The sequence below is a fragment of the Cupriavidus sp. a3 genome, from assembly GCF_051015765.1.
In the GTDB taxonomy this organism is placed as follows: domain Bacteria; phylum Pseudomonadota; class Gammaproteobacteria; order Burkholderiales; family Burkholderiaceae; genus Cupriavidus; species Cupriavidus oxalaticus_A.
Genome location: NZ_CP170644.1, coordinates 1,470,904 through 1,493,762 on the forward strand (window position 1 = coordinate 1,470,904; position 22,859 = coordinate 1,493,762).

Consider the following 22,859-nt stretch of genomic DNA (forward strand, 5'->3'; position numbering starts at 1 on the left):
CGTTATCAAGCGCCCACACTTATCGGTGTTTGTTTGTTAAAGAACTTGCGCGATTCGCTTTGCTTGTCGCGTCGCTGTTTTGTCAGCAGCGAAGAAACGAGATCTTAAAGAATTTTCTACGATTTAGCAACTACTTTCGAGAACTTTCTTTTTCCGACCGGCGCTGCCAGCCGAAGTAAATCTCAAACAACCAATTCCCCTGCCATGCTTGCATGGCTGCTCGCGCTGCAGGAGGGGGCGAATATTAGTGCCTCAGAAAGAAAGTGGCAAGTCTTTTTCAAAAAACACTGAAAGTGCCCTGGTTTCCACTTTCTTGTTCATGTGCATCATCCGCCGGGCCGGAGCCCTTAGACGCGCGCCTTTTCGTGACTACGATGTCCATAAGGCAACCTACCGCTGCTTGCCGTGAAACCGTCACACGCCCTTTTTCTGCTCGCCGCCGCCCTGGCCGTGGCGCTGCCATGGCGCAGCGCCGGCGCGCAGGACGCAAGCGCGGCCGAGCGCGCCGACATGGTGAAGGAGATCGCCGCCATCGCGGCCGAAACCGGCGCAACCAGCGGCAGGCACACGCTGGACCGGCGCGTCATGGCGGTGATGGGCCAGGTGCCGCGGCACGAGTTCGTCCCGGATGCGCAGAAGCCGTACGCCTATCACAACCGTCCATTGCCCATCGGCCATGGCCAGACCATCTCGCAGCCCTATATCGTCGGGCTGATGACGGACCTGCTGATGGCAAAGCCCGGCGATACCGTGCTGGAGATCGGCACCGGCTCGGGCTACCAGGCGGCTGTGCTGGCCGGACTGGTCAAGGCGGTCTACACCATCGAGATCATCGAGCCGCTGGGACGGCAGGCCTGTGACCGGCTTAAGCGGCTGGCCTACCAGCAAGTGGCATGCAAAGTCGGCGATGGCTACTACGGCTGGGAGGAGCACGCGCCGTATGACGCCATCGTCGTCACCGCTGCGGCCAGCCATGTGCCGCCTCCGTTGATCCGCCAGCTCAAGCCAGGTGGCCGCATGGTGATCCCGGTGGGCGCGCAGTTCATGACGCAATACCTGCTGCTGGTCGAGAAGGCCGCCGACGGCGCCGTGTCCACCCGGCAGATCCTGCCGGTCAGGTTCGTGCCGCTGGTCAGAAAGCCATAGCGCGCCGCCGGCACCATGCCACGACCGCCGCTGCTTGCCCTGGCCCTGTTGTCCGCCGCCGCGCTGGGCTATGAACTCCTGCTGATGCGGCTGCTTTCCATCATCCTGTGGCACCACTTCGCCTACATGATGATCAGCGTCGCCTTGCTTGGCTATGGCGCGGCCGGCGCGCTGGTCGCCTTCGCACGGCCGGTGCTGCTGCGCCATTTCATGCCGGCGTTCGTGGCGGGCGCCCTGCTCTTCGGCGCCACCGCGATGGCCTGTTTCGCGATTGCCCAACTGGTCGCGTTCAATCCGCTCGAAATCCTGTGGGAGCCATCGCAGCCGCTGCGCCTGCTGCTGCTCTACCTGCTGCTGTTCGTGCCGTTCTTCTGCGCGGCGACCAGCGTCTGCCTGGTGTTTTCGCGCTTCGACACGCAAATCCACCGCGTGTACAGCTTCGACATCCTGGGTGCGGGGCTGGGTTGCCTTGGGATCATCGTGGCGCTGTTCGCCTTGAGCCCGGTGGGGGCGCTGCGGCTGGTCAGCGCCGCAGGCATGGCGGCGGCCGCGCTGGCGTGCGTGGAATGCCGCTGGCATCGCCGATGGTTGCCGGCGTTCCTGCTGATGGCGGCGATGGTGCCGGCTGCCGTGCCTGGAGCATGGATCGCGCTGCGGCCATCCGAGTACAAGGAACTGAGCCAGCTGCTGCGCATCGGCGATGCACGCTTGGTGGCCCAGCGCTCCAGTCCGCTCGGGCTGGTCACGGTAGTGGAAAGCCCGTCGATCCCGCTGCGTCACGCGCCCGGGTTGAGCCTGAATGCCAGCACCGAGCCGCCGCCGCAACTGGCCGTGCTGACGGACGGCGACGGGCTCAGCGCGCTCAACCGCTATGACGGCCGGCGCGAGCCGCTGGCCTACCTTGGCGACCTCACCTCTGCCCTGCCGTTCCACCTGCTGCAAAACCCTAAGGTGCTGGTGCTGGGCAGTGGCGCCGGAGCGGACGTCCTGCAGGCGATCTGGCATCACGCCAGCGCCGTCGATGCGGTGGAGCTGAATCCGCAGGTGATCGAACTGGTCCAGGGCCGCTTTGCCGCGTTCTCCGGCAAACCCTACAGCGCAGCGGGCGTGCGCGTCTTTACCGGCGAGGCGCGCGGCTTCCTGGCGGCGAGCAAGGACCGCTACGATCTGATCCAGGTCGCCTTGCTCGACTCGTTCAGCACGTCCTCGGCGGGTCTGTATGCGCTGTCCGAGAGCTATCTCTATACCGTGGAAGCCTTCCAGGGCTACCTGCGCCATCTTCGCCCCGACGGCATGCTGGCGATCACGCGCTGGGTCACGCTGCCGCCGCGCGATATTCCCAAGCTGTTCGCCACCGCCGTGGCGGCGATGGAAGGAATGGACGTGCCCGCGCCTGCGCTGCGCTTGGTGCTGATCCGCGGCTGGAAGACGGCAACGCTGCTGGTGAAGAACGGCGCGTTCGACGCGGCGGAGCTTGCGGCGCTGCAGGCCTTCTGCCGCGCCCGTTCATTCGACGTCGAATACTTTCCCGGCATCCAGGCAAGCCAGGCGAATCGCTACAACGTGCTCGACAAGCCTTACTTCTTCGAAACTGCGCAAGCCCTGCTCGGTCCCGAACGTGCGCGCTTCCTGTCGGAATACAAGTTCGACGTGCGGCCCGCAACCGACGACAAACCCTATTTCTTCCATTTCTTCAAATGGCGCACGCTGCCTGAATTGCTGGCGCTGAAGTCGCAGGGCGGCCTGCCGCTGCTGGAATGGGGTTATCCGGTGCTGGTCGCCACGCTGCTGCAGGCCACCGCCGCGGCGTTGCTGCTGATCGTGGTCCCGCTGCGAGTACTCCGACGGCGCCCCCCCGTCACCACAAACGGCCGCCAGCGTCCGCACGCATGGCGCGTCGGCTTCTATTTCCTTGCAGTCGGCGTCGGCTTCATGTTCGTCGAGATCGCCTTCATCCAGAAATTCATCCTGTTCCTGAGCCATCCACTGTATGCGATCGCGGTGGTGCTGTGTGCCTTCCTCTGCTTCGCCGGCCTCGGCAGCCGCTACTCGCAACGCCTCCCTGCACGCGATGGTCGCCAGGCGATGCTGGCGATCACCGGCATCTGGGTGGTATCGCTGCTCTACCTCGTGGCGCTGCCCGCCGTATTCAGGCTGCTGATCGCGTTGCCCGATCGGGCCCGGATTGCCGTCGCGGTACTGCTGATCGCGCCGCTGGCGTTCCTGATGGGCATGCCCTTTCCGCTCGGCCTGAGCCGGGTCGCGGCCGGCGACGAAGCGCTGGTGCCGTGGGCCTGGGGCATCAACGCCTGCGCATCCGTAGTGGCGGCGGTGCTGGCCACGCTGGTTGCCATCCATGCCGGCTTTACCGTGGTGATCCTGGTGGCGCTGCTGTTGTACTTTGCTGCAGCGCTGGCCTGCCCATGACGGCCCGCCCGCGCTTCACGGCTCCTGCATTGTGACCCCATAGCCGGCAAAGATGCGCGCCAGTTCGCCCTTGCGCCGCAGCGCGTCCAGTGCAATCTCCAGCGATTGCGCCAGTTCCTTGTCGCCGGCCTTGATCGCCATGCCGACGGCCCAGCCGCGCGGCGGCAACAGCGGCGAGCTGACGTCCGCCGTGCCAAAGCGCGCCGCGGACTGGCCGGCGGCCCGCAGCGCGCTCTCGTATTGCGCGCGGGTCACCATCGCGGCGGCGATCTCGCCGGCGAAGAGCGCGCGCAGCGCCTGGGCGGCCTCGGGGTAGATCTTCACCTTGTCGCGCAAGGCACCGCCCGCGCCGGACAGCAGCGCGTTGGCGCCGGCAGAGCCAGCCGCCGCGCCGGCGGGCTGGCCCGCCAGGTCGTCCAGGCTGCGCACGTCCGGCAGGCGCTCGCGGTCGCGCACCAGCACGAAGGTCTCGCGGTAGTAAGGCGCGAAGATCAGCGCCTTGTCGTTAGCGCGCATGAAAGCGCGGTCGACCGGCACGTGCAGCATCACGTCCGCCGGGCCGTAGCCGAGGTAGTGGCCGCGCCACACCATCGAGCGCAGGTCATCGGACATGTTCTCGTCGGCATCGAACGGCAGCAGCGACACCGAGACCCCCAGTTCGCTGGCCAGGGCCCGGGCCAGCGCCACGTCGATTCCTTCGTACTGGCTGCCCGCCGCCGCCGAGAAAGGCGGCAGGCCCTTGTAGACCGCGACCTTGAGCAAGCCGTTCTGGCGGATCCTGGCAAGGTCGGCCAATGCCGGCTGCGTGCCGAGCAGCGCGCCGGCCGCCAGCAAGGCGACGCAAAGCCGGCGCCGGGTCGATGCCGGTGCGGCGGGTGCGGCAGGGGTCTGGCAAAGCCTCTGGCCACTGACTGGGCTGGCAGGCATGAGGTCTCTCCTGGAATCGAATGACGATGGTTGTCGGAGCAGCAAGACGAATGGCACGGCCTGCGGGACCGTGCGCGGCCCTCACTCGCGCCGGGATTCCAGGTAGGTCTTGATCGCCCACACCGCTTCCTGGCTCAGCACGCCTTCGAACGGCGGCATATAGACGCGCCCGTCGCGCGTGCGGCCCTTGCGCACGGTGGTGGTGTAGAACTGCGAGATCTCGCCCATGCAGGCCTGCTTCTTCTTGGCATCGGCCAGCGACACGCAGTCGCCGTCGAGCTTGCGCAGGTCGGGGGCGATGCCGCCGGACACCGCTTCCAGGCCGTGGCAGCGCGCGCAGTTCTGGTTGTAGGCCGAGCTGCCGATGCGCTGCGCTTCCTGTTGCGCGGCGCCGGCGCGGTAGGGATTGTCCGGACGCCATTCGTCGCCAAGCTGTGGCAGGGCCTTGGTGTCGACGGCCTGCGGCGTGACGTCGCCGTGCGCGAGCGCGGTGGACGGTGCGGCAAGGGCCGCGCAAAGCGATAGCAAGGCAAGCAGATGGCGCTGCGTGTTCATGGATGTCTCCTGCGGTGAATGGGTGTTGTGTTTGACGCCATTTCCGCAAGAGCCATACCAGCGGGTGCGGCACGCGCCAGACCGGACGCGGAACCGCGTCGCAGCAGCACTGGCCGGGGCCGGTCCTGCCGCAGCGGCACCAGTCATCGCCGCGCCGGTGTCCCGGAATGCCACACTCTGGCAAGCGTCTTGCTTCATGGCGCAACACTGTCGGACACGCGCCCGCTGAAGGCGCCGGCAGCGACCCGCGCAAAGATCGCGGGCGACCTTCCACAGGAGACACAGAAATGACCATCCAAGCCGCACCGGCGGGTGAACCCGCGCAACCCGAGCGCGCCGAGCTGATTGCCCAGGCCCACCAGCGCTCCGCTTCCTACGGACTGCGCCCCTATGAGTCGCCGGATTTCTGCCCGGTGCTGCAGAGCGAACTGAAGACCCGCATCGAACGCAGCCAGTCACTGTTCACCTATGCGCTGCCGGTGATGGAAACGCTGTACGACCAGATCGTGAACACCCAGAGCATGGTGATCCTGACCGACGCCGATGGCCTGATCCTGCACTCGCTGGGCGACGACGACTTCCTGGCCCGCGCCGACAAGGTGGCGCTGCGCGCCGGCGCGGACTGGTCGGAAGCGTCCCGCGGCACCAACGCGATCGGCACCGCGCTGGCCGAGAACCGGGCCACGCTGGTCCATGGCGCCGACCACTTCCTGGAGGCCAACCAGTTCCTGACCTGCTCCTGCATGACCATCCTCGATCCCTACGGCAAGACCGTCGGCGCGCTCGATGTGACCGGCGACCAGCGCGGTTTCCACAAGCACACCATGGCGCTGGTGCGGATGTCGGCGCAGATGATCGAGAACCAGTTGTTCGGCAATGCTTTCCGCGACATGGTGTGCATCCGCTTCCATTCGCGCGCGGAGTTCCTGGGCACGCTGGTGGAGGGCATCGTGTCGTTCACGCCGGGCGGGCGCTTCCTGTCGGCCAACCGCAGCGGGCAGTTCCAGCTGGGCCTGTCCAACGGCGCGCTGCAGGCGCATACCTTCTCGTCGCTGTTCGGCCTGTCGATGTCGCAGCTGTTCGATGTGGTGCGCGCCGCACAGGCGGGCATGGTGCAGCTGCAGTTGCCCAGCGGCGTCAAGGTCAGCGCGCGCGTGGAATGGAAGACCGGCCGGGCCGCGGTGCCCGGCGTGGACGAGGCGCGCCCCGATGCGCACGACGCCGTCATGGCGCCACAGCGCCTGCGCGCCGACCCGTCCGGGCCCGCGGGGCCGGAAGGGCTGGATGACCTGGACACCGGCGACACGCAGATCCGGGCCGTGATCGGCAAGCTCCGCAAGGTGATCGGCAAGGACATCCCGGTGATGGTGCTGGGCGAGACCGGCACCGGCAAGGAACTGATGGCGCGCGCCATCCACGCCGACAGCCCGCGCCGCGCCGGACCGTTCATCGCGGTGAACTGCGCGTCGATCCCCGAGAACCTGATCGAGTCGGAGCTGTTCGGCTACGAGGAAGGCGCCTTCACCGGCGCCCGCAAAAAGGGCGGCATCGGCAAGATGCTGCTGGCCAACGGCGGCACGCTGTTCCTGGACGAGATCGGCGACATGCCGCTGCACCTGCAGGGACGGCTGCTGCGGGCGCTGCAGGAGCGCGCGGTGCAGCCGCTAGGCAGCAGCAAGGTGATCCATATCGATGTTTCGCTGGTGTGCGCCACCAACCGCAACCTGCGCGAGATGGTCGCCGGCGGGCAGTTCCGCGAGGACCTGTACTACCGCCTCAACGGCATGGTGGTGCGGCTGCCCGCGCTGCGCGAGCGCAGCGACCTGGACGTGGTGGCGGGCAAGCTGCTGCGCCAGGAGCGAACCGCCGGCGTGCCGCCCCGCATCAGGGACTCGGTGATGGAGATGTTCCGCGCCTACCACTGGCCGGGCAATATCCGCCAGCTCGGCAACCTGCTGCGCATCGCCCGGCTGATGGCGGAAGGCGAAGCCGAGATCACTGAAGACCACCTGCCCGACGATTTCCTGGACGACCTGCGCGAACGGCAGGCGCGCGCGGCCACGCCGGCTGCCCATGCCCTGGCGAGCGCGCCGCCGGCCGCGCAGCCGACGCGGCTGGCCGAGGTCGAGGTCCAGGCCATCGTCGCCACCGTCAGGGCCCACCACGGCAATATCTCGGCGGCGGCCAAGGCGCTGGGCATTTCGCGCAATACCGTCTACCGCAAGATGGAAGAGGCGCGCGGGCTGCCGCACCAGCCCGGTTGAGCGCGCCCGCCACGATGCAGTGGTGTCCCGTTCCTGGACAGGTGTCCCATTTTGAAACAGTCGTGACACAGGGAGCAGGCGCGCACGGGCATCGGCCAGGCCTTCACCCGGCGGCATGATGCGAGGAAATCCCGGGCATGGATGTTGCCTCGAGAAGGATGCGGCAGCCAGCCTGCCGCGCCACAACGATATTCACTAACCACGCCATCCAAGGAGAGAGACATGACCTGGACCACCCCCGCCTACACCGAGCTGCGGCTGGGCTTCGAGATCACGATGTATATCGCCAACCGCTGATCGCGCCCCGGACAGGCGCAACGCCCGCGTTGCCGGGCCGCGCGCCTGCTCCGTGACGCCATGCCCACGACCAAGCGCTCGCGCCATGACAATCATCCGGGTACTGGGGTCGGCCGCCGGCGGCGGCTTCCCGCAGTGGAACTGCAACTGCCACAACTGCGACGGCGTGCGCCGCGGCACCGTGCGCGCCACGCCGCGCACGCAGTCGTCGATCGCGCTGTCCGGCGACGGGCCGGACGCGATCCTGGTCAACGCCTCGCCCGACATCCTGCAGCAGCTACGCCAGACGCCGGCGCTGCAGCCGGCGCGCGCGCCGCGCGACAGCGCCATCGCGGCGGTGCTGCTGATGGACGCGCAGATCGACCACGTCACCGGCCTGCTGATGCTGCGCGAGCACTGCCACGCCTTGCCGCTCTATGCGACCGCGGCGGTCCTCGACGACCTTGGCGCGGCCTTTCCGCTGACCCGCATGCTGTCGCACTACTGCGGCGTGCAGACGCACGCGCTGCCTTGCGACGGCACGCCGTTCACCGTGCCGCCGCTGGCGGGCATGCGGCTCACTGCCGTGCCGCTGCAAAGCAAGGCCCCGCCCTATTCCCCCAGCCGCAACGCCCCGCGCGCCGGCGACAACATCGGCCTGCGCATCGAAGACTGCCGCAGCGGCCGCCGCGCATTCTATGCGCCCGGCCTCGGCAGCGTCGACGACCGCGTCTTTGCGGAACTGCGCGACGCCGACGTCGTGCTGGTCGACGGCACCTTCTGGCGCGAGGACGAGATGCAGGCGCTCGGCTTCTCCGCCAAGGCCGCCGCCGACATGGGCCACCTGCCGCTGTCCGGCCCCGGCGGCATGATCGAAATCCTCGACCGGCTGCCCGCCGCCCGCAAGATCCTTATCCACATCAACAACACCAACCCCGTGCTGGTGGAAGACTCGCCCGAACGCGCCGAGCTGGCGCGGCACGGCATCGAGCTGGCCTGCGACGGCATGGAGATCGCGCTATGACACATTCCATTGCATGGAGCCCCGCGGAGTTCGAGGCCCGCCTGCGTGCCAAGGAAAGCGGCTACCACATCCACCATCCGTTCAACCGGCGCATGGCCGCGGGGGAGTGTTCGCCCGCGCAGATCCGCGCGTGGGTGGCAAACCGCTTCTACTACCAGGCGAATATCCCGCTGAAGGATGCTGCGATCCTGTCCAACTGCCCCGACCGCGACACGCGCCGGCAATGGATCGTGCGCATCCTCGACCATGACGGCACCGACATCGTGCCCGGCGGCATCGAGGCCTGGCTGCGGCTGGGCCAGGCCGTGGGGCTGGAGCGTGATGCGCTGCTGGACCAGCGGCACGTGCTGCCGGGCGTGCGCTTTGCCGTCGACGCTTACGTCAACTTCGGCCGCCGCGCGCCGTGGCAGGAGGCGGTGTGCTCGTCGCTGACCGAGATGTTCGCGCCGGAGATCCACAAGGAGCGGCTGGCGGGCTGGCCCACGCATTACCCATGGATCGAGGCCGCCGGGCTGGACTATTTCCGTTCGCGCATCCCGCTGGCGCAGCGCGACGTCGACCATGGCCTGCGCGTGACGCTGGATTTCTTCCGTACGCCGGAACAACAGCAGCGCGCGCTCGACATCCTGCAGTTCAAGCTCGACGTCCTCTGGTCGATGCTCGACGCCATCCAGCACGCCCAGCCATGACAGCCATCACAGCCAACGCGACGCCAGACCTCGCCCGCCCGCTGCTGCACCGGACCTTCCGCCTGCAATGGGAAGAGGCGCAGCAGAGCTGGGTGCTGCTCTACCCGGAAGGCATGGTCACCCTCAACGACAGCGCCGCCGCGATCCTGCAGCGCTGCGACGGCGGCCATACGCTCGACATGCTGATCGACGACCTGCAGTCCGCATTCGGCGTGCAGGGCATCGCCCCGGAGGTACACGCCTTTGTCAAACATGCGACCGAACGCGGCTGGCTGGTCTGACGCCACCACCCTCGCACCGCCCGGCCCGCCGCTGTGGCTGCTGGCCGAGCTGACCTACCGCTGTCCGCTGCACTGCGCCTTCTGCTCGAACCCGGTGGACTATGCGCGGCACACGGCCGAGCTCGACACCGCGCAGTGGTGCGACGTATTCAGCCAGGCACGCGCGCTGGGCGCCGTGCAGCTCGGCCTGTCCGGCGGCGAGCCGCTGCTGCGCAAGGACCTGGAACAACTGGTGCGGCATGCGCATGGCCTGGGCTTCTATACCAACCTCGTCACCTCGGGCGTGGGCCTGACCGACGCCAGGCTCGCGGCGTTGCGCGAGGCCGGGCTGGACCATATCCAGCTGTCCTTCCAGGACTCCACGCGCGAGCTCAACGACTTCCTGTCCAGCACCCGCACCTTTGACCTGAAGCAGCGCGTGGCCCGGATGATCAAGGCGCACGGCTACCCGATGGTGATGAACTGCGTGCTGCACCGGCACAACCTGCCGCATGTCGGCACCATCATCGAGATGGCGCTGCAGATGGGAGCGGAATACCTGGAGCTGGCCAATACCCAGTACTACGGCTGGGCGTGGGAGAACCGGCTTGCGCTGCTGCCCACGCGCGAGCAGTTGCTGGAGGCCGAGGCCGTGGTCAGGGAATACCGCGCGCGCATCGGCAAGCGCTGCCAGGTCCTGTTCGTGGTGCCCGACTATTTCGAGGACCGGCCCAAGAAGTGCATGAATGGCTGGGGCACGACCTTCCTGGGCGTGGCGCCCGACGGGACCGCCCTGCCGTGCCATGCGGCGCGCATGCTGCCGGGGCTGGCGCTGCCGAATGTGACGACGCAGGGGTTGCGCGAGATCTGGCGCGACAGCGAGGCATTCCGCCGCTTTCGCGGCACGGCATGGATGCAGGAACCGTGTCGGTCCTGCGACCACCGCGAGGAGGACTACGGCGGCTGCCACTGCCAGGCCTTCCTGCTGACCGGCGACCCCGCCGCCACGGACCCGGTCTGCGAGCGCTCCGCCGACCACGGCAAGGTCAGCAAGATCGTGCTGCAGGGACGGCTGGCGGCCCTGCATCCGCGTGGCGAAGGCGAGCCGATGGTGTTCCGCAGCGATGGCAACTCCCTGCGCCTGAGCGCTGCGCGCAAGTAAAGAAAGCCCGGCTGGCTCGCGCCAGCCGGGCTTCCGCCCTTCTCCCTCATTCCTCCCTCATTCCTCCCGCGTTCCTACCCTGCGTTCAACACCCACTCCGCGAGCTGCTTCGCATCCGCCTCGCCGAGATTCCCATGCGCCGGCATCGGCACCGGCCCCCACACCCCCTTGCCGCCTTCGCGGATCTTCCTGGCCAGCCGCCCGGCTGCCTGGCTGTCCCCTTTGTATTTCGCCGCCACTTCGGCGAAGCCGGGCCCCACCAGTTTCGACTGCATGCCGTGGCAGGCAAAGCAGCCGTTCTTGTCAGCCAGTGCCTGCATCTCGGCCGCCGTGCCCGCCTGCGCCGCGCAAGGCAGCAGTACCGCCGCTGCCAGCGCCATCCATTCCTTCTTCATACCCTTGTCTCGCTGTTTCGTTCTGCCGGCACGCCGGCATCGGCATCGCGATGCCAGCGTGCATGCCCATCGACTCGCCCGCGTTCAGCTCTTGTGCAGCTTGAACACCCACACCGATCCGCCCTGCTCCAGGAAATTCACCCGCTTGGCGACTTCCCCGCCCCACAGCGGCACCGCGCCGCCCCAGCCCGATACCACGGCCACATACTGCTCGCCGTTGTCCTCCCACGTGACCGGCGGCGCCACCACGCCGCTGCCGGTCTGGAACTTCCACAGTTCCTTGCCGGTCCGCGCGTCGGCTGCCTTCAGGTAGCCCTCCGGCGTGCCCCAGAACACCAGGCCGCCGGCGGTGGTCATCGCGCCGCCCCACAGCGGCGCGCCGTTCTTCGCCTCCCAGACGATCTTGCCGGTCCTGGGATTGATCGCGCGCAGCGCGCCGATGTAGTCCTGGTTCAGCGGCTGGATGGTGAAGCCCGCGCCCAGGAAAGCCGCCCCCTTCTTGTAGCTGACCGGCTCGTTCCAGATGTCCATGCCCCATTCGTTGGCCGGCACATAGAACAGGCCGGTCTGCGGGCTGTAGGCCATCGGCTGCTGGTTCTTGCCGCCGAGGAAGCCGGGCGCGGCGAACACGGACTTGCCCTTCTTCGCGTCGGCGACGGCGGCCGGGTCGCCGGGACGGCCTTCGCTGATAAAGTCGGGCCGGCCGGTCTTCAGGTCGATGCCGCTGGCCCAGGTGATCTTCCTGACGAAGGGAAAGGCGTTGACCAGCTTGCCGCTGCGCGCGTCGTTGACATAGAAGAAGCCATTGCGGTCGGCCTTGCCGCCCATGCGCTTGCCATCGAGGTCGAAGGTCACGAACTCATTGACGCCGTCGAAGTCCCAGCCGTCGTTCGGCGTGTTCTGGTAGTGCCAGACGATCTTGCCGGTGGCCGGATCGATCGCCACCGTCGACGCGGAGTAGAGATTGTCGCCCTTGCGGATATGGCTGTTCCACGGCCCCGGGTTGCCCGTGCCGAAGTACACCAGCCCGGTGGCCGGATCATAGGTGCCGCCCAGCCAGGTGGCAGCGCCGCCGGTCTTCCAGGTCTCGCCAGGCCAGCTGGCGTTCTCGGCACCGGTCACGCCGATCTCGGTCTTGTTGCCGTCCTTGTCGTACTTGTAGCCCATGTGGCCTTCCACGACCGGGCGCGACCACACCAGTTGGCCGGTTTTGGCATCGCGCGCATCGACGCGGCCGACCACGCCGAATTCGCCGCCCGAGATGCCGGTCAGCACCATGCCCTTGACGATCAGCGGCGCGGCCGTGTACGAGTAGCCGGCCGCGTAGTCCTCCAGCTTTTCCTTCCACACCACCTTGCCGGTCTTCTGGTCCAGCGCCACCAGCTGCGCATCCAGCGTACCGAAGATGACCAGGTTGTCATAGAGTGCCGCGCCGCGGTTCACCACGTCGCAGCACGGCATGATGCCTTCGGGCAGGCGGTGCTCGTACTTCCACAGCTTGGCGCCGGTCTTCAGGTCGAGCGCGTAGATGCGCGAATACGATGCCGTCACGAACATCTTGCCGTCGTGGATCAGCGGCTGCGCTTCCTGGCCGCGCTGCTTCTCGCCGCCAAACGAGAACGACCACGCCGGCACGAGGTTGCCGACGTTCTTCGTATTGATGCGCGCCAGCGTGGAGTAGCGCTGCCCTTGCGGGCCCATGCCCCACGACAGCACGTCGCCGGGGGTCTTTGCGTCGTTCTCGATCATGGCGTCGGTCACTGCCGCCTGCGCGGCCACGCTGGCCGTAGCGGCCGCGACTGCCGTGGCAACCATCACTGCTCGTAACGTCCTCATTGCCTTCTCCTCTCTTTGTTTTGGTTTCCCACCGGTGCGCCAATGCACCACACACCAGACACGAACACGGCAATTCCCATGCCAATCGGATTGCCGCGCGAGCACGCCGGATGCGGCCGCATTGCGTGCCGGCGGCCGTGTCACCACGCAACACTGCGTTGCACCTGCTCCAGATCTGAACAGCCATCCATGCCGGGCGCGGCACGGTTCAAGCCTGCCCCCGGCGGGCCATGCCACGCTGCGGGTCGTAGCCGTGCAGCGCCAGTGCAAAGAACACTGCCGCGCAGCCTGCCACCACCGCCAGGCTTACCGGAGCCACCTGCCCGTACAGCGCGAAGCGGATGGCCTCGACCGCATGCGTGAAGGGGTTGAAGCGCGCGAGCTGATAGACGATCTCCGCCCCCGATTCCTGCAGCTTCCACAGCGGATACAGCGCCGAGCTGACAAAGAACATCGGAAAGATCACGAAATTCATGGTGCCGGCAAAGTTCTCGAGCTGGCGCACATGGACCGACAGCAGCAGTCCCAGCGCGCCCAGCATCAGCGCAGCCAGCGCCATGGCGCCGCTTGCAAGCAGCAGGTGCAGCGGCTCGAAGCGGATGCCGAACATCATCGCCACCAGCAGGAACCCGGCCATCTGCAGCAGCGACAGCACCGTGCCCGCCACCAGCTTGCAGCCGAGCAGCCAGCCGCGCGGCAACGGTGCGGTCAGCAGCAGGCGCATCACGCCCATCTCGCGGTCGTACACCATCGCCAGCGACGACTGCATGCCGTTGAACAGCGCGATCATGCCGAGCAGCCCGGGCGCCACGTAGACCTTGTATTCGATGTAGGTCTCATACGGCGGCGCGATCGCGACGCCGAGCGCATTCTGGAAGCCGGCCGCGAACACCAGCAGCCACAGCAGCGGCCGCACCAGCGACGACAGCAGGCGCCCGGGCTGGCGCAGGTACTTGCGCAGCTCGCGCCCGCAGACGGCGCGCAGCGCGCGCCAGCGATGGATCAGCACGGTGGCCATGGGTTGCGCCTTACGAGGACGGGGCGCGGCACGGGGTGTCGGCCTCGTCCGCGCCCAGGGTGTCGAGGTTGTTCTTCGGGTGCAGCACGCCTTCCACCGGTGCCACGGCAACGACGCCGTCGGGGTGCGCCAGCATGACCGGCTGGCGCAACTGGCGGTCCCAGTGCCGGAACGACAGCGGCGGGCCCTTGAAGCCGTCCACCACCACCTTGCCGGTGACCAGCGCCTGTGCCTGCGCGGCAAAGCCGGCCTTCGGCTGCCTTGCCACGCTTTCCGCGATCGCCTTGATGGCCACCCATGCGGCCCAGTCGTAGCCCGTCATCGGGCGCCCCGCCGCGCGCGTGAAGCGCCGGTTGAGCTGCGGCCCGCCATTGCGCTCCCAGGCCCAGTGCCAGGCCTGGGCGCCGAGGCCGCTGGCACCCGCCACGGGGCGCGGCAGCTGCGTGGCATAGGGCACGCCGCGGGCAAACTCGCCGTCGGCATCGGCGACCACCACCACGTCGTAGTCGGTGCCGCTGGTCAGCAGGTTCAGGTTGGCCTGGTCGCGTTCGCGCGGATCGTTGGACAGCCTGAACGTCCGTTGCGCCGACCACGCGATGCCGAAGCGGCGCGCGGACTGGACCAGCGCGTCGCGCTGCGCCGCGTCGCCCGCCGACGGGCCGCTCAGCAGCAGCGCGCGGCGCCACTTGCGCTGCGCCAGGTACTGCATCAGAGCGTCGGCGCGCATGCGCAGGCTGGGCAGCGTGTGCAGCAGCACGGGCGAACAGGCGGCGCCGCGCAGGTCGTCGTCATGGGCCGAGACGTTGAACAGCAGGGCTTCGCCCGGCCTGACGGCGGCCGCCGCCTGCCGCACCGACGCGGCCGGCAGGTCGAGCAGGATAAAGCGCGTGCCCTGCCGCGCCAGTGCCGCGACCATAGTCCCGACTTCGGCTTCGCTGCGCGCTTCCTGCGCATCGAGCCTGAGCGACTGGCCCATCGCCTCCAAGGCGAAACGCGCCTCCGACGCCGCCACCTGTGCGCCGTCGAGTGCCCGGCCTTGCGGCTGGCCCGGATAGCGCTGCGCGAGGCGGCGGGGTTCATGGCGTGGATCGCCGGCCAGCGACACCACCGCCACGCGCACCTCTGCGGCCTGCACGGTAGCCGCGAACAGGCCAAATGCGGCGGCAACCGCCTGGCAGCGCGAGCGCAGGCGTTCAGTCATCGATCGCTACCGAGTGCGGCACCCGGCCCGCCCTGAGGGTTGCGATCGCCTTGCCGCTGGCGGCATCCACCACGCTGACATCGTCCGACAGGCCGTTGGCGACATAGAGCCTGGCGTTGTCGCGGCTCAGCGCCAGCCCCCAAGCGCGCCGGCCGACCAGCACATAGTCCAGCACCCGGCGCGACGCCACGTCCACCACCGCCACGTGATTGGCACGCCCGAGCCCGACATAGGCACGCGTGCCGTCGCTGCTGGCCGCCATCCCCACCGGGGTCACATCCCCGGCGCGGAAGCCCCGCGGCGTGAAGTGGATGGTATGGGCCACCTCCAGCGTATCGGTGCGGATCACGCTGACGCTGGCGGACAGCTCGTTCGAGACCCACAACTCCTTGCCGTCGCGCAACAGCAGCAGCCGGCGCGGCCGGTTGCCGACCTGGATATTGCTCACCACCTTGCGCGTGGCCACGTCGATCACGTGGACCAGGTTGGCCACCTCCGAGGTCACGTAGACCCGCTTGCCGTCCGCGCTGACCTTGACGCCCTCTGGCTCCTCGCCCACCTTGACCGCGAACACGCGCCTGCCCGAAGCGGTGTCGTAGGCCGAGAGCAGGCCATCCTCTTCGTTCGAGACATAGAGCATGCGGCCGTCCAGGCTCAGGTCGAACAGCTCAGGGTCGTCGCCCACCGGCAGCGAAGCCAGCGTCTTGCGGCTGGCCACGTCGACCACGTCGACGCGGTGGTCGTCGCTGCAGGCTACATACAGGCGCGCACGATCGGGCGAGAGCTGCAGGTGGCGCGGCCGCTTGCACTGGCGCCACACGGCCAGCTGCTGCCGGCTGCGCGCATCGAAGGCGGCAATGGCATCGTCCTTCTCGCTCGACACGAACACCTGGCCAGTGGCCACGCGCGCCGCTTCGGCCAGCCCGGCGGCCACCAGCAATGCCGTCACCAGCAGCAGCGTGATGGCGAACCACCTGGGCGATGGCATCTGGTTCATGCGGGGATGCTCCTTTCGGGGTTGTTGGCAGAAGCGGCGGCGGAAGCGGCGACAGAAGCGGCCGGTGCCCGCGTCAAGGCCAGGAATGCGCTCTCAACGTCGTCGCGCCCGGCCGCGTCGCGCAGCGCCGCCGGCGTGCCATCGAAGCGCACGGTGCCTCGGTCCAGCACGATCACGCGGCCGGCGTGCTCCACCTCCTGCACCAGGTGCGTGGCCCACAGCACACCGGCCTGCGCCTGCGCGGCGAGGCGCCTGGCCATGCCGACCAGCTGCGCCCGCGAAGCCGGGTCGAGGCCCACGGTGGGCTCATCCAGCAGCAGCAGCGCCGGTTCGTGCAGCAGCGCTCGCGCCAGCTCCACCTTGCGCCGGTTGCCGCCGGACAGCTCGCGCACCGGCGCGTGCGCCCGCGCGGCCAGGCCGAAGTCATCGAGCAACCGGGCGATGCGCTGCGTGGCGACTCGACGCGGCAGCCCGTGCAGGTCCGCGTGGAAGCGCAGGTTGGCCAGCACCGGCAGGTCCAGGTCGATGGCCGGCTGCTGGAACACGATGCCCAGGCGCGCCAGCGCGCGCACCGGAACGCGCCCCATGTCGTGCCCGAGCATATCGCTGCCCAGCACCGTCACGCGCCCGGCATCGGCGACGAACAGGCCGCTGAGGATCTGGAACAGCGTGGTCTTGCCGGCCCCGTTGGGACCGAGCAGCGCCACGAACTCGCCGCGCCGCACGGTGAGCGAGACCCCGTCCAGCGCCACGCGCGCGCCGAACGCCTTGCGCACGCCCGCGCAGTACAGCGCCAGCGGCGCGTCGGTAGCGGTGATGTCAGCCAAAGCCATGCTCCCGGAATGGTGGTCGGCCTCACAGGTCGGCGTTCCGCAACAGGCCGGGGGTGTTTCCCGATGCCCGCGGTACGGAACCTGCTCACTCCTCAGCCAGTTCGATTTCAGGTGCCGCCCGATGCAGGCGGCGCCGTGTACGCCCGAGGAGATGCAAGATGCCAGCCAGCCCGTTCCCTGCCGCGCGAAGGCAGGCTTTCCGCCATGCCGCGGCCCGCCGCCGCTGCGCTGCCACGGCCATCGCCATGGCAGCGGCGCTGCTGCTCCAGCGTCCCGCTGTTGCACAACTGGACAGCGCTGCTCAAAAACAGGACAGCGCGGTGCTGCCCGAAGTACTGGTGGTCGCCGCGGCGCCGCTGCCCGGTATCGGCGTCGCCAGCGACCTGGTGCCCTACACCGTGCAGACCGTGCGCGGCGATGAGCTGGACGGAACCCGGGCCGGCAACCTGACCGAGTACCTGGCGCGCAACCTGGCCGGCGTCAACGTCAACGACATCCAGGGCAGCCCGTTCCAGAGCGACATCACCTACCGGGGCTTCCGTGCCTCATCGATCCCCGGCGTGCCGCAGGGGCTCTCGGTCTATCTCGACGGCATTCGCGTCAACGAGCCCTTTGGCGACGTGGTCAGCTGGGACATGATCCCGGAGGCCGCGCTCGCCAGCGTATCGCTGGTATCCAGCGGCAATCCGGCCTATGGCCTGAACAGCCTGGGCGGCGCACTGGTTATGACCACCCGCTCCGGGCTGGACTCTCCGGGCTTTACCGCTGACCTGTCTTATGGCAGCGGCAGCCGCAAGCGCGCGGACCTTTCCGGCGGCGTGCGCAACGACAGTGGCTGGCACGCCTTCGCCGCCGGCACGCTGTTCCAGGAGCACGGCTGGCGCGACCAGTCGTCGGGGCGGCTCGGCAACGTGTTCGCCAAGGCCGGTTATGCGGGCGATACGGACAGCGTCGACGTCTCGCTGCTGCACGGCCGCAGCACGCTGACCGGCAACGGGCTGGTGCCGTCCTACCGGGCCGACGGCAGCGCGACGCTGCCCGATATTTATCAATCGAACCGCCGCGCCGTGTATACCTACCCGGACCAGACCCGCAACCAGGTGACCCAGGTTGCCGTCAACGGCCGCCACTGGTTCGACGACAAGACCAGCGCCGCCGCCCTCGCCTACGTGCGCAACAGCCGCCGCGACACCACCAATGGCGACGTCAATCCCGATTACGAGGAATATGCGGAAGCCTGCGAGGACGGCTTCAATGCCGACGGCAGCCCGCGCAGCGGCGACTGCGGCGTGACCCGCGCCGAAGGCGCCGCGCTGCATCCCGCCGTGGTCAACACCACCCATATGCGGCAGCAGACCGTCGGCGTGGCGCTCAGCCTCTCCCGGGAAACCGATCGCCACGTGCTCAACGCCGGCGTCAGCCTGGACCGCAGCCGCCTGACCTATTCCCAGTTCGAGCAGCCCGGCACGTTTACCGCGGACCGCGGCGCCGTGGCCGACCCGGCGGAGCCGAATGCGCTGTTCTCCGGCGTCAGCGGCAACGCGCGCACCTTCGGCGCCTACCTGGCCGACACCTGGTCGCTGACACCCAGCACCTTCCTGACGGCGTCGGCGCGGTGGAATCTCGCCACCGTCAGCAATACGCTGCGCAACAGCGACGGCAGCGAGCAGCCGCGCGAGAACTTTACTTACCGCCGCCTCAATCCCGCGCTGGGGCTGGTGCAGAAGCTGGGCGGCGGCGTCACGGTTTTCGGCGGCTACGCGCAGAACAACCGCGTGCCCACGGTGCTCGAACTCGGCTGCGCCGACCCCGCGCGCCCGTGCCGCCTGCCGGCCGGGCTGCAGGCCGATCCCTACCTGAAGCAGGTGGTCTCGCACGCCTATGAAGCCGGCGTGCGCTGGCGCCCCGGCAAGGACACCGAGGTCACCGCCACGCTCTACCGCATCGACAACCACGACGACATCCTCTTCCTGCGCGCGCCCGACACCCGGCTCGGCTATTTCGCCAACTTCGACCGCACCCGCAACCAGGGGCTCGACCTGAGCGCGCGCCAGCGGGTTGGCGACGTTACGCTGCGGCTGGCCTACAGCTACCTGCAGGCCACCTACCAGGCGGCAGGCCAGCTGGCGGTCGGCGAACGCACCATCGAGATCCAGCCCGGCATGCGCATGGCCGGCCTGCCGCGCCACACGCTCAAGCTTGGCGCCGACTGGCAGCCGCTGGCCGGGCTGACGCTCGGCGCCGACCTGGTCGCCGTGTCCGGCAGCGTCGCCAGCGGCAACGAGGACGGCCTGCGCGGGGATACGCAACCAGGCCAGCCGCCCAAAACCGCCGACTGGCATGTGCCTGGCTACGCCACCGTCAACCTGCGCGCGACGTACAAGGTCAACAAGCGCTTCGAGGTCTATGCGCGCGTGGCGAACCTGTTCGACCGGCGCTACGAGACCTATGGGCAGGTGGCGAACAACGTCTTTCCCGGCGGCAGCCTGGTGCAGCCGCACGTGGCGCCAGGCGATGCCGCGACGGCATTGTTCGTGGCGCCGGGGGCGCCGCGCAGCGTCTGGGTGGGGCTGGTGTACCGGATGTAGGGAATGGCCCTCAGGAGGGCGCCTGCAAGCTGCGCCGCCCCCTGTTTTCGGCCGGCCGTTCGAGGTGCAGGCGGATGAAATCCATCAGCGTGCGAGCGCCGGCCCAGCGAGGCCCCGCGCGCGGGAGAAGGGAGCGTTTGCGCCGGGGTGGTGGCAAGCACCAGCGCTCGCGCGTAATCGCCTCAGAACGAGCGCGGCATCCCCAGGATATGCTCGCCCACGTACGAAAGAATCAGGTTCGTCGAAATCGGCGCCACCTGGTACAGGCGCGTCTCGCGGAACTTGCGCTCGACGTCATACTCCGCCGCGAAGCCAAAGCCGCCGTGGTACTGCAGGCAGGCATTGGCCGCTTCCCACGACGCATCCGCCGCCAGCATCTTGGCCATATTGGCTTCGGCACCGCACGGCTGGTGCGCGTCGAACAACTTTGCCGCCTTGAAGCGCATCAGGTTGGCAGCCTCGACGTTGACGAAGGCCCTGGCGATCGGGAACTGCACGCCCTGGTTCTGCCCGATCGGGCGGCCGAACACCACGCGCTCGTTGACGTACTTGGTCACCTTGTCGATAAACCAGTAGCCGTCGCCAATGCACTCGGCAGCGATCAGCGTGCGCTCGGCGTTAAGGCCGTCGAGAATGTACTTGAAGCCCTTGCCTTCCTCGCCGATCAGGTTCTCGGCCGGAATCTCAAGATTGTCGAAGAACAGCTCGTTGGTCTCGTGGTTGACCATGTTGAGGATCGGCTGGACGGTCAGTCCCTTGCCGATCGCTTCGCGCAGGTCGACGACGAAGATCGACATGCCTTCCGACTTCTTCGTGCACTCGGCCAGCGGCGTGGTGCGCGCCAGCAGGATCATCAGGTCCGAATGCTGCACGCGCGAGATCCACACTTTCTGGCCGTTGACGACGTACTTGTCGCCCTTGCGCACGGCGGTGGTCTTGATCTTTGTCGTGTCGGTGCCCGTGGTCGGCTCCGTCACGGCCATCGACTGCAGGCGCAGTTCGCCGCTGGCGATCCTGGGCAGGTACAGCTTCTTCTGCTCGGCCGAGCCGTGGCGCAGCAGCGTGCCCATGTTGTACATCTGGCCGTGGCAGGCGCCCGAGTTGCCGCCGGCACGGTTGATTTCCTCCATGATCACGGAGGCCTGCGTCAGGCCCAGGCCCGAACCGCCATACTCTTCCGGGATCAGCGCGGCCAGCCAGCCGGCCGCGGTCAGTGCATTGACGAATTCCTCGGGATAGCCCCGCACTTCGTCAACCTTGCGGAAGTACTCCGACGAGAACTGCCCGCACAGGTCGCGCACGGCTTCACGGATTTCCTGGTATTCATCGATTCGGTTCTGCACAGCCTTGCCTCCAACTTGCCTTGGGGGTTAGTTCAGTTCTGCCGACGCGCTCATCGCGAGGGCGCCGTCTTCATGGCGGATCCACAGCTCGACGGACTTGCCGTCCTGGCTGCGCTTGCCGCAGACGTAAATGCGTTGCGGCACGAAGGTGGGCCGGACACCGCGGAAAGAGAAGCGCCTGACCACCGCATCGGGCAGGTTATTGCGCACCAGTTCCATCAGCAGCATCGCCTGCAGCGGGCCGTGGACGATCAGGTCCGGGTAGTGCTCGACCGCGGTCACGTATTGCTTGTCGTAGTGGATGCGATGGCCGTTGAAGGTCAGCGCGGAGAAGCGGAACAGCAGCACGGGGTCGGTCGCCACCTCCTGGACCCACTCCTCGTCCGTCGGCGCCGGGACCGGTTCCGGTGCGGGCGCGTTGGGCGAGGCGTTCTCGCGGTAGACGATGTCATGCTCCTCCGTGACCGCCAGGCCATCGGGGCCCGAGTACTTGTGCTCGACCGTGACAAAGGCGAGCGACCCGGTGCGGCCGGTCTTGGCGCTCACATCGAGGATGCGCGACACCTTGGAGACCGCATCGCCGACGCGCAGCGGCTGGTGGAACCAGAGCCGGCCACCGGCCCACATGCGGCGCGGCAGCGGCACCGGCGGCAGGAAGCCGCCACGGCTGGCATGGCCGTCCGAACCCAGCTCGGACTGGCGGTGCAGCGGCAGGAAGTACAGCCAGTGCCAGAGCGGCGCGATGGCCGTGCCGCGGACCGTTACGGGGTTCTCATAGTCCAGCGTTGCCGCCAGGGCCTTTACGGGATAGGCAGTGATCTCGTCCTGGCTCTCAGTGGTCCTGCCGATCCATTCCTTCAACTTCACAACGTCCATCACATCTCTCTGGTGTTGATTGCGTGGGTTCCACTATGCGCGCTGCGGCGCTGCGCTCCAATTCGAAAGTTCGGAACGAGCCATTCGCCCGCGCGGAAAGCAGTCTTCAGCCGGCGCGGCCCGCCTGGCGCAGCAGGTCGGCCGCGCGCGCGATCACAGGGGCGTCGACCATCTCGCCATCGAGCTGGAAGGCACCGGGACTCGACCTTGCGCCCTCGATCACACGCGCGGCCCATGCCAGCTGCGCTTCCGACGGGCGATATGCAGTGTTCACCGCATCCACCTGCGACGGATGGATGCAGAGCTTGGCGCCGAATCCCAGCCGCCGGCCGCGTGTGCTGGCGGCGCGGAGCTCATCGGCATCGGCAATGGAGACCGTCACCCCGTCCACCGGCGGTGCAATGCCCGCGGTCCTTGAAGCCAGCACGAGCATGGAGCGGAAGAACAGTAGCTCCTGGTCGTCGCCCTCGATACCCAGCTCCGTGCGGAAGTCCACGGTGCCGAAGACCAGGCGCTCCACACCCGGCGCCGCGGCGATCTCCGCCACGCTGGCCATGCCGGCGGCAGTCTCGATCAGAGGCAGCACCTTGATCGCCGGTGGCAGGTGCCGGGTCACCTGCGCGATCTGCGCGGCACTCTCCGCCTTCGGCAACACGACGCCCTGCACGCCAGGCTTCAGGCAGGCGCGCACGTCGTCCTCGAACCAGCGTGTCTGCGTAGCGTTGATGCGTACCAGGCCGGTGCCGCCTGCCGCCAGGTAGTCGGCGAGCAGGTGCCGGGCCCGGTCCTTGTCTTCTTCCGATACGGCATCCTCGAGATCGAGGATGACCCGGTCGGCGCCCGAGGCGTGAGCCTTGGCAAAACGTTCGGGGCGGTTGGCCGGGACGAACAGATACGAGCGGGCGATAGCGGTGGTTGTCATGGAAACTCTGCGGGCGATAGCGGTGGTTGTCATGGAAACTCTGCTGGCGACAGGCGAGCGCCTGTCTCCCGCCGGCTAGTGGCGGGAAGATGGCAAATACAGAAAAACAGGCGGAAGGAA

The 22,859-nt window shown here is 68.1% G+C and carries 20 protein-coding genes; 9 read left to right on the forward strand and 11 right to left on the reverse strand.

What is annotated here, in order from left to right:
- The first annotated feature begins 510 nt into the window (after positions 1-510).
- On the forward strand, positions 511-1,146 hold the full coding sequence (locus ACAD63_RS28450) for a protein-L-isoaspartate(D-aspartate) O-methyltransferase (RefSeq protein ID WP_135706258.1): 636 nt from the start codon (positions 511-513) through the stop codon (positions 1,144-1,146).
- Between the two features lie 15 nt (positions 1,147-1,161).
- Positions 1,162-3,573, forward strand: coding sequence for a spermidine synthase (locus tag ACAD63_RS28455; RefSeq protein WP_434034122.1), 2,412 nt, complete (start codon positions 1,162-1,164; stop codon positions 3,571-3,573).
- Positions 3,574-3,588: 15 nt separating this feature from the next.
- Here ACAD63_RS28455 and ACAD63_RS28460 read toward each other — a convergent pair whose 3' ends face one another.
- A complete protein-coding gene (locus tag ACAD63_RS28460; protein ID WP_135705116.1) occupies positions 3,589-4,500 on the reverse strand; it encodes a substrate-binding periplasmic protein in 912 nt (303 codons plus the stop codon).
- An 81-nt stretch (positions 4,501-4,581) separates the two neighbouring features.
- Positions 4,582-5,055, reverse strand: coding sequence for a cytochrome c-550 PedF (gene pedF, locus ACAD63_RS28465; protein ID WP_133098325.1), 474 nt, complete (start codon positions 5,053-5,055; stop codon positions 4,582-4,584).
- Between the two features lie 287 nt (positions 5,056-5,342).
- On the opposite strand from pedF, the gene ACAD63_RS28470 reads away from it, so the two are divergent.
- The 6 genes from ACAD63_RS28470 (at position 5,343) to pqqE (ending at position 10,730) form a co-directional block, all read left to right on the forward strand.
- The gene (locus tag ACAD63_RS28470; RefSeq protein ID WP_434034123.1) at positions 5,343-7,319 is read left to right on the forward strand and encodes a sigma-54-dependent Fis family transcriptional regulator; all 1,977 of its coding nucleotides are present in this window, start codon (positions 5,343-5,345) and stop codon (positions 7,317-7,319) included.
- Positions 7,320-7,541: 222 nt separating this feature from the next.
- Complete coding sequence (gene pqqA, locus ACAD63_RS28475; protein WP_012355514.1) at positions 7,542-7,616, forward strand: pyrroloquinoline quinone precursor peptide PqqA; 75 nt, start codon at positions 7,542-7,544, stop codon at positions 7,614-7,616.
- Between the two features lie 85 nt (positions 7,617-7,701).
- Positions 7,702-8,619: a pyrroloquinoline quinone biosynthesis protein PqqB gene (pqqB, locus tag ACAD63_RS28480; protein WP_195431313.1), complete on the forward strand. Its 918-nt coding sequence runs from the start codon at positions 7,702-7,704 to the stop codon at positions 8,617-8,619.
- Positions 8,616-9,308 carry a pyrroloquinoline-quinone synthase PqqC gene (gene pqqC, locus ACAD63_RS28485; RefSeq protein ID WP_434034124.1) on the forward strand — a complete coding sequence of 231 codons (693 nt, stop codon included), beginning with the start codon at positions 8,616-8,618 and terminating at the stop codon, positions 9,306-9,308. Before pqqB ends, pqqC begins: the two co-directional genes overlap by 4 nt.
- Positions 9,305-9,589, forward strand: coding sequence for a pyrroloquinoline quinone biosynthesis peptide chaperone PqqD (gene pqqD / locus ACAD63_RS28490; RefSeq protein ID WP_133098321.1), 285 nt, complete (start codon positions 9,305-9,307; stop codon positions 9,587-9,589). Before pqqC ends, pqqD begins: the two co-directional genes overlap by 4 nt.
- A complete protein-coding gene (gene pqqE / locus ACAD63_RS28495) occupies positions 9,561-10,730 on the forward strand; it encodes a pyrroloquinoline quinone biosynthesis protein PqqE (RefSeq protein ID WP_434034125.1) in 1,170 nt (389 codons plus the stop codon). The genes pqqD and pqqE overlap by 29 nt, the downstream gene beginning before the upstream one ends.
- A gap of 74 nt (positions 10,731-10,804) precedes the next feature.
- On the opposite strand, the gene ACAD63_RS28500 is transcribed toward pqqE, so the two are convergent.
- The 6 genes from ACAD63_RS28500 to ACAD63_RS28525 form a co-directional block, all read right to left on the reverse strand.
- On the reverse strand, positions 10,805-11,125 hold the full coding sequence (locus ACAD63_RS28500) for a c-type cytochrome (RefSeq protein WP_133098319.1): 321 nt from the start codon (positions 11,123-11,125) through the stop codon (positions 10,805-10,807).
- Positions 11,126-11,209: 84 nt separating this feature from the next.
- The gene (locus tag ACAD63_RS28505) at positions 11,210-12,961 is read right to left on the reverse strand and encodes a PQQ-dependent methanol/ethanol family dehydrogenase (RefSeq protein ID WP_434034126.1); all 1,752 of its coding nucleotides are present in this window, start codon (positions 12,959-12,961) and stop codon (positions 11,210-11,212) included.
- Positions 12,962-13,169: 208 nt separating this feature from the next.
- Positions 13,170-13,979 carry an ABC transporter permease gene (locus ACAD63_RS28510; protein ID WP_133098317.1) on the reverse strand — a complete coding sequence of 270 codons (810 nt, stop codon included), beginning with the start codon at positions 13,977-13,979 and terminating at the stop codon, positions 13,170-13,172.
- A 10-nt stretch (positions 13,980-13,989) separates the two neighbouring features.
- Positions 13,990-15,180 carry an ABC transporter substrate-binding protein gene (locus tag ACAD63_RS28515; protein WP_434034127.1) on the reverse strand — a complete coding sequence of 397 codons (1,191 nt, stop codon included), beginning with the start codon at positions 15,178-15,180 and terminating at the stop codon, positions 13,990-13,992.
- A complete protein-coding gene (locus ACAD63_RS28520) occupies positions 15,173-16,177 on the reverse strand; it encodes a PQQ-dependent catabolism-associated beta-propeller protein (RefSeq protein ID WP_133098315.1) in 1,005 nt (334 codons plus the stop codon). The genes ACAD63_RS28515 and ACAD63_RS28520 overlap by 8 nt, the downstream gene beginning before the upstream one ends.
- Entirely contained in the window at positions 16,174-17,010 is an 837-nt protein-coding gene (locus tag ACAD63_RS28525; RefSeq protein WP_434034128.1) for an ATP-binding cassette domain-containing protein, read from the reverse strand. Before ACAD63_RS28525 ends, ACAD63_RS28520 begins: the two co-directional genes overlap by 4 nt.
- A 158-nt stretch (positions 17,011-17,168) precedes the next feature.
- Between ACAD63_RS28525 and ACAD63_RS28530 the strand changes: the two genes are divergently transcribed.
- Positions 17,169-19,598: a TonB-dependent receptor gene (locus ACAD63_RS28530; RefSeq protein WP_195431332.1), complete on the forward strand. Its 2,430-nt coding sequence runs from the start codon at positions 17,169-17,171 to the stop codon at positions 19,596-19,598.
- 182 nt (positions 19,599-19,780) lie between these two features.
- On the opposite strand, the gene ACAD63_RS28535 is transcribed toward ACAD63_RS28530, so the two are convergent.
- The 3 genes from ACAD63_RS28535 to ACAD63_RS28545 all read right to left on the reverse strand — a co-directional run bounded on the left by ACAD63_RS28535 (position 19,781) and on the right by ACAD63_RS28545 (position 22,739).
- Positions 19,781-20,941, reverse strand: a complete 1,161-nt coding sequence (locus ACAD63_RS28535) for an acyl-CoA dehydrogenase family protein (protein WP_135705107.1) — start codon at positions 20,939-20,941, stop codon at positions 19,781-19,783.
- Positions 20,942-20,968: 27 nt separating this feature from the next.
- Complete coding sequence (locus ACAD63_RS28540) at positions 20,969-21,817, reverse strand: FAS1-like dehydratase domain-containing protein (protein WP_195431334.1); 849 nt, start codon at positions 21,815-21,817, stop codon at positions 20,969-20,971.
- A 106-nt stretch (positions 21,818-21,923) separates the two neighbouring features.
- On the reverse strand, positions 21,924-22,739 hold the full coding sequence (locus ACAD63_RS28545) for an HpcH/HpaI aldolase/citrate lyase family protein (RefSeq protein ID WP_434034129.1): 816 nt from the start codon (positions 22,737-22,739) through the stop codon (positions 21,924-21,926).
- Positions 22,740-22,859: the final 120 nt, after the last annotated feature.

Bases quoted from the DNA above. Each gene is read 5' to 3' on its own strand.
- ACAD63_RS28450 (WP_135706258.1), top strand. From the start codon at position 511: ATGGTGAAGGAGATCGCCGCCATCGCGGCCGAAACCGGCGCAACCAGC.
- ACAD63_RS28455 (WP_434034122.1), top strand. From the start codon at position 1,162: ATGCCACGACCGCCGCTGCTTGCCCTGGCCCTGTTGTCCGCCGCCGCG.
- ACAD63_RS28460 (WP_135705116.1), bottom strand. From the start codon at position 4,500: ATGCCTGCCAGCCCAGTCAGTGGCCAGAGGCTTTGCCAGACCCCTGCC.
- pedF (WP_133098325.1), bottom strand. From the start codon at position 5,055: ATGAACACGCAGCGCCATCTGCTTGCCTTGCTATCGCTTTGCGCGGCC.
- ACAD63_RS28470 (WP_434034123.1), top strand. From the start codon at position 5,343: ATGACCATCCAAGCCGCACCGGCGGGTGAACCCGCGCAACCCGAGCGC.
- pqqB (WP_195431313.1), top strand. From the start codon at position 7,702: ATGACAATCATCCGGGTACTGGGGTCGGCCGCCGGCGGCGGCTTCCCG.
- pqqC (WP_434034124.1), top strand. From the start codon at position 8,616: ATGACACATTCCATTGCATGGAGCCCCGCGGAGTTCGAGGCCCGCCTG.
- pqqD (WP_133098321.1), top strand. From the start codon at position 9,305: ATGACAGCCATCACAGCCAACGCGACGCCAGACCTCGCCCGCCCGCTG.
- pqqE (WP_434034125.1), top strand. From the start codon at position 9,561: ATGCGACCGAACGCGGCTGGCTGGTCTGACGCCACCACCCTCGCACCG.
- ACAD63_RS28500 (WP_133098319.1), bottom strand. From the start codon at position 11,125: ATGAAGAAGGAATGGATGGCGCTGGCAGCGGCGGTACTGCTGCCTTGC.
- ACAD63_RS28505 (WP_434034126.1), bottom strand. From the start codon at position 12,961: ATGAGGACGTTACGAGCAGTGATGGTTGCCACGGCAGTCGCGGCCGCT.
- ACAD63_RS28510 (WP_133098317.1), bottom strand. From the start codon at position 13,979: ATGGCCACCGTGCTGATCCATCGCTGGCGCGCGCTGCGCGCCGTCTGC.
- ACAD63_RS28515 (WP_434034127.1), bottom strand. From the start codon at position 15,180: ATGACTGAACGCCTGCGCTCGCGCTGCCAGGCGGTTGCCGCCGCATTT.
- ACAD63_RS28520 (WP_133098315.1), bottom strand. From the start codon at position 16,177: ATGAACCAGATGCCATCGCCCAGGTGGTTCGCCATCACGCTGCTGCTG.
- ACAD63_RS28525 (WP_434034128.1), bottom strand. From the start codon at position 17,010: ATGGCTTTGGCTGACATCACCGCTACCGACGCGCCGCTGGCGCTGTAC.
- ACAD63_RS28530 (WP_195431332.1), top strand. From the start codon at position 17,169: ATGCCAGCCAGCCCGTTCCCTGCCGCGCGAAGGCAGGCTTTCCGCCAT.
- ACAD63_RS28540 (WP_195431334.1), bottom strand. From the start codon at position 21,817: ATGGACGTTGTGAAGTTGAAGGAATGGATCGGCAGGACCACTGAGAGC.
- ACAD63_RS28545 (WP_434034129.1), bottom strand. From the start codon at position 22,739: ATGACAACCACCGCTATCGCCCGCTCGTATCTGTTCGTCCCGGCCAAC.